Source organism: Corynebacterium sp. Z-1 (assembly GCF_031844665.1).
GTDB lineage: Bacteria > Actinomycetota > Actinomycetes > Mycobacteriales > Mycobacteriaceae > Corynebacterium > Corynebacterium sanguinis.
Map to the genome: position 1 here is coordinate 698,666 of NZ_CP134621.1, position 12,562 is coordinate 711,227.

General features: G+C 64.2%; 10 protein-coding genes and 2 pseudogenes. 8 read left to right on the forward strand and 4 right to left on the reverse strand.

Going from position 1 to position 12,562, the window contains the following annotated elements:
• Positions 1 to 44 precede the first annotated feature (44 nt).
• Both RIU96_RS03440 and RIU96_RS03445 read right to left on the reverse strand, forming a co-directional pair.
• The gene (locus tag RIU96_RS03440) at positions 45 to 1,526 is read right to left on the reverse strand and encodes a multicopper oxidase family protein (protein ID WP_144742200.1); all 1,482 of its coding nucleotides are present in this window, start codon (positions 1,524 to 1,526) and stop codon (positions 45 to 47) included.
• Between the two features lie 71 nt (positions 1,527 to 1,597).
• Positions 1,598 to 2,170, reverse strand: a complete 573-nt coding sequence (locus tag RIU96_RS03445) for a CueP family metal-binding protein (protein ID WP_136648814.1) — start codon at positions 2,168 to 2,170, stop codon at positions 1,598 to 1,600.
• A 403-nt stretch (positions 2,171 to 2,573) separates the two neighbouring features.
• Between RIU96_RS03445 and RIU96_RS03450 the strand changes: the two genes are divergently transcribed.
• The 8 genes and pseudogenes from RIU96_RS03450 (at position 2,574) to RIU96_RS03485 (ending at position 10,034) form a co-directional block, all read left to right on the forward strand.
• Entirely contained in the window at positions 2,574 to 3,296 is a 723-nt protein-coding gene (locus RIU96_RS03450; RefSeq protein ID WP_311205002.1) for a two-component system response regulator CopR, read from the forward strand.
• Positions 3,293 to 4,420, forward strand: a complete 1,128-nt coding sequence (locus RIU96_RS03455; protein ID WP_311205114.1) for a two-component system sensor histidine kinase CopS — start codon at positions 3,293 to 3,295, stop codon at positions 4,418 to 4,420. Before RIU96_RS03450 ends, RIU96_RS03455 begins: the two co-directional genes overlap by 4 nt.
• A 111-nt stretch (positions 4,421 to 4,531) precedes the next feature.
• The gene (locus RIU96_RS03460) at positions 4,532 to 4,858 is read left to right on the forward strand and encodes a heavy-metal-associated domain-containing protein (RefSeq protein WP_136648817.1); all 327 of its coding nucleotides are present in this window, start codon (positions 4,532 to 4,534) and stop codon (positions 4,856 to 4,858) included.
• A gap of 51 nt (positions 4,859 to 4,909) precedes the next feature.
• On the forward strand, positions 4,910 to 7,144 hold the full coding sequence (locus RIU96_RS03465; protein WP_136648818.1) for a copper-translocating P-type ATPase: 2,235 nt from the start codon (positions 4,910 to 4,912) through the stop codon (positions 7,142 to 7,144).
• A gap of 47 nt (positions 7,145 to 7,191) precedes the next feature.
• A complete protein-coding gene (locus RIU96_RS03470) occupies positions 7,192 to 7,806 on the forward strand; it encodes a YdhK family protein (protein ID WP_136648819.1) in 615 nt (204 codons plus the stop codon).
• A gap of 307 nt (positions 7,807 to 8,113) precedes the next feature.
• Positions 8,114 to 8,828, forward strand: a pseudogene (locus RIU96_RS03475) (IS6 family transposase).
• Positions 8,829 to 9,161: 333 nt separating this feature from the next.
• Positions 9,162 to 9,299 carry a hypothetical protein gene (locus tag RIU96_RS03480; RefSeq protein WP_170228597.1) on the forward strand — a complete coding sequence of 46 codons (138 nt, stop codon included), beginning with the start codon at positions 9,162 to 9,164 and terminating at the stop codon, positions 9,297 to 9,299.
• Positions 9,300 to 9,347: 48 nt separating this feature from the next.
• Entirely contained in the window at positions 9,348 to 10,034 is a 687-nt protein-coding gene (locus RIU96_RS03485; RefSeq protein ID WP_136648821.1) for a DUF305 domain-containing protein, read from the forward strand.
• Between the two features lie 387 nt (positions 10,035 to 10,421).
• Here RIU96_RS03485 and RIU96_RS03490 read toward each other — a convergent pair whose 3' ends face one another.
• Both RIU96_RS03490 and RIU96_RS03495 read right to left on the reverse strand, forming a co-directional pair.
• A complete protein-coding gene (locus RIU96_RS03490; protein WP_170228615.1) occupies positions 10,422 to 10,874 on the reverse strand; it encodes a DUF4442 domain-containing protein in 453 nt (150 codons plus the stop codon).
• Positions 10,875 to 10,884: 10 nt separating this feature from the next.
• A pseudogene (locus RIU96_RS03495) lies at positions 10,885 to 12,547 on the reverse strand (AMP-binding protein).
• Positions 12,548 to 12,562: the final 15 nt, after the last annotated feature.

The following is a 12,562-nucleotide window of genomic DNA, read 5'->3' on the forward strand; positions in this document are numbered from 1 at the left end:
TGCAGCGACTCTGCCCACCTCGGCACTCAACCCTGTTGTGGGGGTTACTCGTAGCGAAGCGAGCTGAGCATCCCGGTTTCCATGTGATAGGCGTTATGGCAGTGAAATGCCCACTCACCGGGGTTGTCAGCGATCAGGTCGGCGATCATGGTTTCACCGTGGCGGAGAAGGACGGTGTCCTTGCGTAGCCCGCCGCTGCCGGGCAGCGCCCACGTGTGGCCGTGGATGTGCATGGGATGGGGCATCATGGTCCTGTTGCGCATGACCATCCGCAGGCGCTGGCCCTCCTGCACGGTCGCGGAGGAGGATTGGCCGTCGGTGAGAATGCTCCATTCATACGGCATCATCTGCCCGCCCAGGTCGATGCTGACTTCTCGGTCTGGTGTGTCCTCGGGTAGGAGTGCACGGTCTGCTGGCTTCAGGGAGGACAGAAGCAGTCCGGTGGACGACAACTCGGGGAAGTCGACATCGGGGTGGGGGGCCTGGCCGCCGGCGGTGCGGATGACGGCGAAGGCGCGGTCGTCCTTACCCACCGCCAAAGCCGTGAGCGGGAAGATGCCGTCGCCGAGGATGACCTCGACGTCGACACGCTCGCCCATCGACAGGTAGATCGATTCGGTCTCCCAGGGCTGGACAGGGAAGCCGTCGGTGTGAGTGACGGTCATGCGGTGACCACCGAGGGCCACCTTGAAGATGGTGTCACCGCCGGAGTTGATAAACCGCAGGCGGGCCTTGTCGCCCGGGCGGGCCTCGAAGGTCCGGTGGGCACGGGGGATACGCCCGTTGATGAGGTAGTGCGGATACATCACATCGCCGGCATCCCCGCCCAGTACCCGGTCCGGGGTGCCGTGCGTCATCTGGCCGTGACCTCCCATTCCCATCCTCCCGTTATGGTCGCCCGAACCCATTCCGGTGAGCTTGTCGAGCTCATCGTCGGGAGTGCCCTGAATGCCATCGACCCAGTCGTCGAGCACGATGGTCCACTCGACGTCCTGGTCCTCAGCGTCTTGCGGGTCACGGATGATCAGTGGGGCGTGGAGGCCGCGATCAAGCTGCAGGCCGGTGTGGGAATGGTAGAAGTAGGTGCCACCGTGGGGGACTTCAAAAACATAGGAGAAAGACTCGCCAGGTTCAATGGGGTCCTGGGTCATGCCGGGCACACCGTCGGCTGCGTTGTGGAGTGCGATGCCATGCCAGTGGATGGAGGTGCTCTCAGGCAGTTCATTGGTGATATCGACCTGGAGGACGTCGCCGGCGGTGGCCTCAATGGCCGCATCCCCGGTGTCAGAGACGTATCCCCACGTCTTGGCTTCGATGCCGCCGATATCCAGGGAGAGGGGCCGGGCGGTCAGTGTCCGGCGCACCGTCGGCTCACCGAGCGCAGTGGGGGTGGGGGTGGGGCGAAGGGAGGGACCTGGTGCCGAGGCAGCGGGTCCAGGGTCGCTGGTGCAGGCGGCCACGGCCCCGGTGCCGGCGAGGACGAGCCCGCCGAGCAGAAACTGTCGTCGGGAAAACGCGTTCGTCATGATTTAACCTTCCTTGGTGCAAGATTTCAGTGACGCGGGAGACAGGCGCAGGTGAGGACCCTGCTGAGCCATCACGTCAGGCGCAGGTCTGTGACACAGGTGGCACCGTCGTCGGCGGTGGAAAACTCCGTGGTGCCGGTACGCCCCTGGTAGCTGACCTCAATCAGGCCGGTGGCATCATCGGGAAGCCAGAAGCCAATAAACCCGTTGTCGAAGGTGGTTGTCGCCTCGTCCACCAGCACCTCACCGGTCGCCTCATCGGTAATCGTGACCTGGATATCCTCATTGTCGAGTTCCCCCAGGCAGGTCGTGAGGCTGTGGTAGAAGCAGTCGTGGGTGGAGGTGAGATAGGGTGCGATCGAGACATACGTCTGATTGTCGGGAAGATCGACCACGACTTCCTGGTCATCGCTCGAGAGCAGCAGTTCATCGGCACGCACTGAGGCGACCAGATCCGTGGGACGCTCAGTGACCTTCTGCCGGTCGAGGTGATCAATGATCTCCACCGCGTCCATGGCGGCCAGGCCATGGGCAGTCAGGAATGTGTCCTGGGACACCGTCCCATCGGCGGTGGGTTCCGGGTCGGCGGCCGAACACCCCGTGAGGGCGAGGGCGAGGGCGGCTGCGATCGCTGCTCGTTTCACGTCAATCTCCTTGGATCGTGGTAAGGCCATAAGAAGACACCGCCTCAAGGTCGATGCCATACCTTTATCTAGCACGGGTGCCTGACGGACTAGAATCCAAAAACCCTGCTCACAGTCTTATAACAGGGCGAAAAGGGGGTGAATTCGGTGGGCTGGGTCACCACCGGGACACCACCCCACAGCCGTGAGCGATGTCCTTCCACCCGCCCCGGGTATGCGGTGCAGGCAGTGAAATCCCTGGTGGCGCCTGCTGAACCGACCAGGGGAGGCGATGTCGCCGGCCCGGGGTGGGGCACAGGGGTGACGGCGGTCGAAGGGTGATGTTTGAAGATTCGATGAAGTTTTCCCCGCCGGGCACTGAGCGAGGGTGGTATTCCCCCTGGCCGGAGCGATACTGGGGTCTATGGCTGACCGCACACCGACCACCGCCACGCCCCCGGGGCGGGTGCTGGTCGTCGATGATGAACAACCCCTGGCTCAGATGGTGGCCTCCTACCTCATCCGGGCCGGCTTCGATACCCGCCAGGCGCACACCGGCACCCAGGCCGTGGACGAGGCCCGTCGCTTTTCCCCCGATGTTGTGGTGCTGGATCTGGGGCTGCCCGAACTCCACGGCCTGGAGGTGTGCCGACGGATCCGCACCTTCTCGGACTGCTACATCCTCATGCTCACCGCGCGTGGCAGCGAGGACGACAAGATCAGCGGTTTGACCCTGGGGGCGGATGACTACATCACCAAACCTTTTAGCATCCGGGAACTGGTGACCCGGGTGCATGCGGTGCTGCGCCGCCCGCGCACCAGCACCACCCCACCGCAGGTGACCACCCCTTTGATCGTTGGTGACCTCATCCTTGACCCCGTCGCCCATCAGGTGCGGGTGGGGGAGACGACCGTGGAGCTCACCCGCACGGAGTTCGAGCTGCTGGTTGCCCTGGCCCTGCGCCCCGGCCAGGTGCTGACCCGCCACGACCTGGTCACCGAGGTCTGGGACACCACCTGGGTCGGCGATGAACGCATCGTCGATGTCCACATCGGCAACTTGCGTCGCAAGCTCGGCACCGACACCCGGGGCCGGGGGTTTATCGACACCGTGCGTGGCGTGGGCTACCGGGTGGGGCAGCCATGAATCACGGACCCGGCCTGACCTTCCGCTTCCTGACCGCCCAGGTGTTGGTCGTGGTGATTAGCCTGCTGGTTGCCGCGGCCGTGGCCACGATGGTGGGCCCGACCCTGTTCCATGATCATATGTTGATGGCCGGCCGGGAGGACCCCTCGCTGGAGCTGTTCCATGCCGAGCAGGCCTACCGGGACGCCAACCTGATCACCCTGGCCGTCGCCCTGCCCACCGCCTTGATCAGCGCCCTGCTGGCCAGCCTGTGGTTATCGCGTCGCCTGCGCACCCCCCTGCAGGATCTCACCCGCGCCGCTACCAGCCTGACGGCCGGCAACTATCGTATCCGCGTGTCCGTCGGAGAAGCAGGCCCCGAGGTCACCACCCTGGCGCATTCCTTCAACACCATGGCCGACCGGCTGGAACACACCGAACAGGTCCGCCGCCAGATGCTCTCTGATCTGGCCCACGAAATGGGCACCCCCTTATCGGTGCTCACGGTCTACCTCGATGGTCTCCAGGACGGGGTCGTGGACTGGAATAATGCCACCCACACGATCATGGCTGACCAACTCACCCGCCTGACCCGGTTGATGGAAGACATCGACGATGTCTCCCGGGCCCAGGAACACCGGATCGATTTGGACATGGCGGAGGAAGGGCTCGGGGATCTGCTCCATACCGCCGCTGCTGCCGCGGGGGAAGCTTATGCTGACAAAGGCGTCGTTTTACAGGTCGAGACCATTACGGACACCGCCCGGGTGCTCGTGGACCGGCAACGCTTCGGCCAGGTGATGAGCAATCTCCTGTCGAACGCGCTACGGCACACCCCGGCCGGCGGGCAGGTCCGGATCAGCGTCGACCGACAGGGGGCGTCCACCGCGCTCATCCACGTCGCCGATGACGGCGAGGGCATCCCACCTGGCCAGCTCGGACACATCTTCGAACGCTTCTACCGGGGGGATGCCGCCCGCAGCCGGGACAACGGCGGGGCCGGTATCGGCCTGACCATCTCCAAGGCATTGGTCGAGGCCCACGGCGGCACTCTCACCGCCACCTCCCCCGGACCCGGTCGCGGAGCGGTGTTTGCCCTCCGCCTCCCGCTGTCTCCTCCCGACAGTGAGGAGGCTGCTCGGTGACCACACCCTGCCCCGCGTGAGGGCCGTGCCCTCCACCCCTTGAAAATGTACCCCGGGGGGGTATATGCTAGCGAGCGTTACCGCATCCCACCGACCCGTAGGAGCTTTCCCATGATCACCTCCCCGCCCCGCCTCTTGCCGATGGCCTCCCACGGCTGCAGCTGTTGCGGACCTGCCTCACGTGCCGACACCGCCTCCACCCCTGCCGCCAGCGACTCGTCAGCAGGAGGGTCCTCCCCTAGCTACCAGGTCACCGGCCTGACCTGCGGGAACTGCGCGAAAAGCGTGACCCAGGCCCTTCAGGCCCTCCCCCAGGTCGACGACGTCCAGATTGATCTCGCTGCTGGTGGTGTTTCCACCGTCACGGTCACCGGTGTCGTACCTCCGGAGATGGTTCGCCGGGCCATCGAAGAGGCCGGCTACACCGTCTTATCCTGATCAGTTTTACCCATCATCTCGACCCCGATCGGGTTGAGCGGAAGGAACGTCATGAGCACTCCCCACCATTCCGGTGATCACCATGGTGATCACCCCGCTCCGGAAACAGACCACACCCACCACCCGGATCATGCCAGCCACGAACACCACGCAGATGCCGACACCCACGGCCAGGCGATGCCCCACGATCACCCGCACTCCGCCCTGGACGAAGACCACCACGTTCATGGTCACGGCGAACACGCCGGACACAGCACCGCAATGTTTCGGGACCGCTTCTGGTGGTCGCTGATTCTGTCCATTCCCGTCGTTATTTTCAGCCCCATGGTCGCCCACCTGCTCGGCTACCACCTCCCGGCATTCCCCGGATCCACCTGGATCCCCCCGGTGCTGGGCACGATCATCTTCGTCTACGGCGGAACGCCTTTCCTCAAGGGCGGATGGAACGAACTGAAATCCCGCCAACCCGGGATGATGCTCCTGATCGCCATGGCCATCACCGTGGCGTTTGTCGCCTCCTGGGTCACCACTCTGGGGCTGGGCGGTTTTGACCTGGACTTCTGGTGGGAGCTGTCCCTGCTGGTGACCATCATGCTGCTGGGTCACTGGCTGGAGATGCGCGCTCTCGGGGCCGCGTCCTCCGCGCTTGACGCGCTGGCTGCCCTGCTGCCGGATGAGGCCGAGAAAGTCATCGACGGGACCACCCGCACCGTGGCCATCTCCGAGCTGGTCGTCGACGACGTCGTGCTGGTGAGGGCCGGTGCCCGGGTGCCGGCCGACGGAACCATCCTCGACGGAGCCGCCGAATTCGATGAGGCGATGATCACCGGCGAATCCCGTCCCGTCTTCCGCGACACCGGTGACAAGGTGGTCGCCGGTACCGTGGCCACCGACAACACCGTCCGCATCCGGGTGGAGGCTACCGGCGGGGACACCGCCCTGGCCGGGATCCAACGCATGGTTGCCGACGCCCAGGAGTCTTCCTCCCGGGCCCAGGCCCTGGCGGATCGGGCGGCGGCGTTGTTGTTCTGGTTCGCGCTGATCTCCGCTCTGATCACCGCGGTGGTGTGGACCATCATCGGCAGCCCGGACGATGCCGTGGTGCGCACGGTCACGGTGCTGGTCATCGCCTGTCCGCACGCCCTGGGCCTGGCGATTCCGCTGGTCATTGCGATCTCCAGCGAGCGGGCCGCGAAATCCGGGGTGCTCATCAAGGACCGGATGGCGCTCGAGCGGATGCGCACCATCGACGTGGTGCTCTTCGACAAAACCGGCACCCTGACCGAGGGTGCGCACGCGGTCACCGGTGTCGCGGCAGCTGTCGGCGTCACCGAGGGCGAGCTGCTGGCCCTGGCCGCCGCCGCGGAGGCCGACAGCGAGCACCCCGTGGCCCGCGCCATCGTGGCGGCCGCGGCCGCCCATCCCGAGGCCTCCCGTCGGCAAATCCGTGCAACTGGTTTCAGCGCCGCCTCCGGCCGGGGGGTCCGGGCCACTGTCGATGGCGCTGAGATCCTCGTGGGCGGGCCGAACATGCTGCGCGAGTTCAACCTCACCACCCCGGCCGAGCTCACCGACACCACCAGCGCCTGGACCGGGCGTGGGGCCGGTGTGCTCCATATTCTCCGCGACGGTCAGATCATCGGTGCGGTGGCCGTCGAGGACAAGATCCGCCCCGAATCCCGCGCCGCCGTGAAAGCCCTGCAGGACCGCGGGGTGAAGGTCGCGATGATCACCGGCGACGCGCAGCAGGTGGCCCAGGCGGTTGGCCAGGACCTGGGGATTAATGAGGTCTTCGCCGAGGTCCTGCCCCAGGACAAGGACACCAAGGTCACCCAGTTACAGGAGCGTGGCCTGAGCGTGGCCATGGTCGGCGACGGTGTCAACGACGCCCCCGCTCTGACCCGCGCGGAGGTCGGTATCGCCATCGGGGCCGGTACGGATGTGGCCATGGAATCTGCCGGAGTGGTCCTGGCCAGTGATGACCCGCGTGCAGTGCTGTCGATGATTGAGCTCTCGCAGGCCAGCTACCGCAAGATGATCCAGAACCTCATCTGGGCCTCTGGCTACAACATCCTCGCCGTGCCGCTGGCCGCCGGCGTGCTCGCCTCGATCGGGTTCGTGCTGTCCCCGGCCGTGGGCGCGATCTTGATGTCTGCCTCGACCATCGTGGTGGCCCTGAACGCCCAGCTGTTGCGCCGCATTGATCTGGAGCCGGCTCACCTGGCTCCGACCGAGTCGAAGGAGGAACACAGTGGGTCGATATCCCCCGTAACCGTTACTGACTGACCTTGTCTCTCGACCCCTAACTCACACCACCTTTGAAAGGAACGCTCATGAAACGCAGCATTACCCTCGCCGCCTTGGTACTGACCTCCACCCTGGCGCTGACCGCCTGCAGCGACGCCACCGACAACTCCGACGATGCCGACACCACCAGCACCACGACGGCAACCGCAGAGACCAACGAGACCCACCAGGAAGACACCACCACTGCCGACGACGGTGGTCATGACATGGAGCACCCGGAAGACGGTGGCCCGCCCCCGGAGGGCATCACTGAAGCCACGGATCCGACCTACCCGGTCGGCTCCGAGGTGATGCTCACGGCTGATCACATGCCGGGCATGGACGGTGCGCAGGCCACGATCTCCGGGGCCTTCGACACCACCACCTACTCGGTCAGTTACACCCCGACTGACGGTGGTGAGCCGGTCACCGATCACCGGTGGGTCGTGCACGAGGAGCTTGTCGACCCGGGCGAGGCACCGCTCCCCGGCGGCACCAAGGTGGTCCTGAACGCCGAGCACATGCCGGGAATGCAGGGCGCGACCGCCACCATCGACTACTCCACGCAGGAAACGGTCTACATGGTCGACATTGACACTGGGGAGATGACCATGATCAACCACAAATGGGTCACCGAGAGCGAGATCCAACCCGCCGAATAGTCCACCCACCCTGAACCGCGAGACCAGACAAGGCACCCGCTCCAGAGTCGGTCATCAGTCGCTGCCGACCATGCCGCAGCACACCAGCCACACACGGAACCTGCACGCCCACAGGGCCCACGCTGAGGTAGACCTTCTGTGTCACTGCTTCTCTTAGTCAGGGGAAATATGCCCTGGAATGACCCTGGTGACAGGAGTTCATTCCAGGGCTTTGTCTCAGCCCACAGGCCCGGTCTCTTGGGGTACCTGCATCGGTGCTGTTGCAAAGTTGGGGCAGTAGGAAGAGCGAGGTGAAATAATCACAGCCATGGGTATCTTCTCGGGTCGTCATTTCCCTCGCGAGGTCATCCTGTGGGCGGTGCGGTGGTACTGCCGCTACGGGGTGAGCTACCGAGACTTGGAGGAAATGATGACCGAGCGGGGCGTGCCGGTTGATCACACCACGATTCTCACCGCTGGGTCCAGAAATACGCCCCTGAGCTGGGCAAGCAAACACGGTGGTACCGGCAGGTACCTGATTGGCAGGCCAGTTCCTGGCGGGTGGATGAGACCTATATCCGGGTCGGCGGCAGGTGGTGCTACCTCTATCGGGCGATCACCGCCGGTGGCCAGACCCTGGACTTTTACCTCTCTCCGAAGCGGAACGTGGCCGCAGCGAAGCGTTTCCTGGCCAAGGCCCTCAGATCCAATGCGTCAGCCGGGTATCCCAGAGTGATCAACACCGATAAAGCACCCTCCCTAGCCAGGGCAATCGCCGAGTTGAAGTCAGAGGGAATCTGCCCGCCAACAGTGGAACACCGGCAGGTGAAATACCTCAACAACATCCTGGAAGGCGACCATGGTCGGCTGAAGCGGATCCTCGGGCCGAAAGGCGCGTTTAAGAACCGGACATCTGCATATCGGACGTTGAAAGGGATGGAGGCGATGCACTCATTGCGGAAAGGGCAAGGCACGATGTTTGACCTCACGGGCAACCGAACCCGGACGCGGTGAACGTCAACCGGGTCTTCGAGACGGCCTGAGAACGCCCACACGCAGCGGCCATCAGAGAATGAGAAACTGAGTCTTCGCTGTTCTCCCCCAACTTTGCAACAGCACCTCGGCTGGCAGATGGCCGAGCACATGCGCACCTCGCTGGCGTCGATGCGCTGGCGATGGCCCGGGACCACGGCCACCTGCGCGAAGGCGCGGTGATGCACTCAGATCGCGGGGCCCAAGGCGGATTCAAGTGGTCGTCGCAACACCTTGATCGCGGAGGTGTTCAACGATGGCCTCGGTCGGATCCCGCGGGGTCAAGTCCTGGGAAGTGGTGTTTCTGCCCTTTTCTGCTTCCCCCGGCTGCTGCTGCGGTGTTGATGTCGCTGTCGACGATTGTGGTGGCGCTTAACGCTCAGCTGCTGCGCCGGATTGATCTGGACCCGGCCCACCTGGCTCCCACCAGTCCGAAGGAGGAACACACCACGCCTACTCCGGTATCCACCGCCGTCCACTGATCCACCACTTCTCTCCACTGCCCCCATATGACCCTGAAAGGCTCCACCATGAAGCGCACCCTTGTTCTTTCCGCTCTCGCCGTGGCCTCCACCCTGGCGCTGGCCGCCTGCGGTGAGGCCACCGAGTCAGGCAACACCGACGCCACCACCTCGGCCACCAGCACTGCGACGACTACCGCTGAGACGACCGAGACCACCACGGCGACGACTGAGGCGGACGGGGAGATCTCCGCCGATCACAACGACGCGGACATCATGTTTGCCCAGATGATGATCCCCCATCACCAGCAGGCCGTGGAGATGAGTGAGATGCTCCTGGCCAAGGAGGGTATCCCCGCCCAGGTCGTGGAGTTTGCCCAGGGGGTTATTGACGCCCAGGGACCGGAGATTGACCGGATGAACGCCATGCTCGAGGCCTGGGGCCAGCAGCCGGTCACCGACTCTGGGGGCATGGGGACCATGGACGAGATGGGTGGAATGGATCACGGCGAGATGGGTGGCATGAGCGGGATGATGAGCCAGGAGGACATGACAGCCCTTGAGGAAGCCCAGGGCACCGAGGCTGCCCGCCTCTACCTGGAGCAGATGACCGCCCACCACGAAGGTGCGGTCGACATGGCCCGTGACGAGGTTGCTGACGGCCAGAATCCCCATGCGATCACCCTGGCCGAACAAATTATCAACGACCAGGAGGCCGAGATCGCCCAGATGCAGCAGATGCTCACTGACCTATGACAGGCCCCCGTCTTTTTCTGATCCCGAGGACAGGAATCTGAAAAAGAGGGATAACCGTGACGATTGCCACCTGCTGCGGGCGATGGGTCGTTGTCACCGCAGCGGGTGCACCGGGGTGGATGTTTCTTCTCCCTCTGGTCGCACCACTGAGGAAAGGGGAAAGCTCCTGTGTCCAGACGCGACTATCCCCATTATGGGGACACCATCAAAGTAACGGGCGAGTACACACAAAATACACACCGCTCTGAGCGCTAACCGTTTCTCATTGGCGGTATTGCTTCTCTGATCTGGTCTTTTACTGTCGTCCTTGGTGGCGTTGTTGCTAGCCAACGCCAGGAAGGGTTCACTCGTAATGAGAAGGTCGCGAGTTCGATTCTCGCAGGTGGCTCATTTTCTTTTTCGGCGGTAGTACACCTGCCTACGCACATGCGCGACGACCTCGCCCGCCTCGCTGGTGACCTCGGTATCGAACCAGTGCAGGTACTTTGATCCGTCGGCCGTCTTTTCCTTGATCAGATCGTAGGTTTCGTCGGAGATCTCCATCACCGCCGTGATGGTTCCCTTTCCCGGTTTCAGGAATTTCACCTCGCCCGCGACATCCCACACGGTGTACTCCTTGCCCAGCCGTGCCATCGAGGCGAGCATGAAAAACGGGTCGGTCATCGCCATGATTGTGCCGCCGAAGGCGGTGCCCACGGCGTTGCGGTTGAACTTGGTCAGCGTGTGGTTCACCACCACACGCGAGCCGTCGTCGGCGAATTCGCGAACCCGGATTCCGGCGCCGAGAAACGGCGGCCAGAAATTCATGAACCTGCGCAGTGTTTTTGCGGAGAAGTGCATGGTGTGCACTCTACCGCTCGTCATCGCGTGTCGATGCCGGCAGCAGGCGCGGCACCACCTTGCCTGTGGCATTGCGCGGCAGCTCGGTCACGAAGTTAATGTCTCGCGGCACGGAGTGATCGGCGAGGTTGAGACGGACCCATTCACGGATTGCGTCGGAGGTCAGGGCATCTCCTGCCTCGTCGTCAGTGGGGACAACCCACACGGCGACGCGCTTGAAGGTGTCCTCGTCGTCAACACCTCCGGAATGGATCTCATCGATGCCGGGCATGCGCTCGAGAACCTCGGTGACGGACTGCGGGTGGACGTTCTCCCCGCCGACAATGATCATGTCGTCGTTGCGGCTGAGCACGTGGAGGTGCCCGTCGGTGTCGAAGTAACCCAGGTCGCCCATCTCGATGAGGCCGTCGATCTCCACGATGGGGGTCTGGGGGTTGGAATAGCCCTTCAACGCAGTTTCGTTAGTGAGGAAGATCCGCCCTACCTCGCCGGGCTTGGTCTCGCGCCCATTGTCGTCGTAAATCCGCAAGATCGTGCCCGGAGGAATGCGGCCGGCGATGGTCGGATCCGCCGCGACCATCTCCGCGTTGGCACAGGCCGCCAGGGCCAGCTCGGTGGAGCCGTAGTAGTTGGCCAGGATGGGCCCGAAGCGCTCGGTCATGCGCTCCACCAGAAGCGGTGTCAGCGCATTTCCGGACGAGGCGATGAACTTCAGGTTCGAGGTGTCGAACATCTTGTTGCCGGGGATGGCGAGCATCTGCTTGAAAAAGATCGGCGAGGACACCAGCCCGTCACAGCGGAAGTCCTGGATCTGGCGGAACACTTTCTCTGGGTCGAAGACGCGCTGGGTGATGATGGTGTTGCGCAGCGCGAGCGAGACATTGACCGCCGACCAGCCCCAGGTGTGGAACATGGAAGCGGTCAGTTGCACCGTCATCCCGGATCGCCACGGCACGGTGGAGAGGTACCCGCCGATCACGAACGGCAGGATGGGCTCCGGGCGGAGGATGCCCTTCGGCACCCCGGTGGTGCCCGAGGACATCAGGACGATGTTGCCGTGGGAGGGGAAAAGCGGCAGTTGCGGTGCGTTGTCGGCCTGCTCCACCCCTTCCGCGATGCGGGCGAGGGTGGGTTCGCTCCCGTGTGCCGTCGTGGTGTGTGCCCAGATGACCTCGATGCCGTCCATGTTCGCAGGGATCCGGTCGGCGAATTCGTCGTCGATAAACAGCACGTTGATGCGGTTCTCCGCGAAGATGCCGGCGAGCTGCTCCGGGGAGGAACCGACGTTGAGCAGGAACAGGTGCCCTCCGGTGAGGCCTTTCGCACCCATGGGTATGACCACACCGCGGCCGTTGCGGGCCATCACCGCAACACGGAGCTCTTCCACCCCCCCGGTCGCGCTTGCGAGCGAGGAGCCACGTGGCCACAGCGCGGGTCTGATCGCGTAGCTGGCGGTAGCTCAGGACCCCGTCGTCGTCGATAAGCGCGTTGCGCTCTGGGCACGCAGCGGATGACTGCTCGATCTCGCGCGCCGTGGTGAAGCGGTAGCGGCTGTAGAGGGGGAGAACCTTGAAAAGCGCGGCGGGGCTGCCTTCCGGCGACAACGCGCCCGCGCCGATGCCGGCCCGGAGGAGGCGCACCAGCGACGTGGTGGTAAAGGTCACGCGCTGCATTGGGTTCAGGGTGGG

Coding starts and splice junctions, on each gene's coding strand:
- RIU96_RS03465 (WP_136648818.1), top strand. CDS start 4,910: ATGAGCACTCCCCACCATTCCGGTGATCACCATGGTGATCACCCCGCT.
- RIU96_RS03440 (WP_144742200.1), bottom strand. CDS start 1,526: ATGACGAACGCGTTTTCCCGACGACAGTTTCTGCTCGGCGGGCTCGTC.
- RIU96_RS03460 (WP_136648817.1), top strand. CDS start 4,532: ATGATCACCTCCCCGCCCCGCCTCTTGCCGATGGCCTCCCACGGCTGC.
- RIU96_RS03450 (WP_311205002.1), top strand. CDS start 2,574: ATGGCTGACCGCACACCGACCACCGCCACGCCCCCGGGGCGGGTGCTG.
- RIU96_RS03490 (WP_170228615.1), bottom strand. CDS start 10,874: ATGCACTTCTCCGCAAAAACACTGCGCAGGTTCATGAATTTCTGGCCG.
- RIU96_RS03455 (WP_311205114.1), top strand. CDS start 3,293: ATGAATCACGGACCCGGCCTGACCTTCCGCTTCCTGACCGCCCAGGTG.
- RIU96_RS03470 (WP_136648819.1), top strand. CDS start 7,192: ATGAAACGCAGCATTACCCTCGCCGCCTTGGTACTGACCTCCACCCTG.
- RIU96_RS03485 (WP_136648821.1), top strand. CDS start 9,348: ATGAAGCGCACCCTTGTTCTTTCCGCTCTCGCCGTGGCCTCCACCCTG.
- RIU96_RS03480 (WP_170228597.1), top strand. CDS start 9,162: ATGTCGCTGTCGACGATTGTGGTGGCGCTTAACGCTCAGCTGCTGCGC.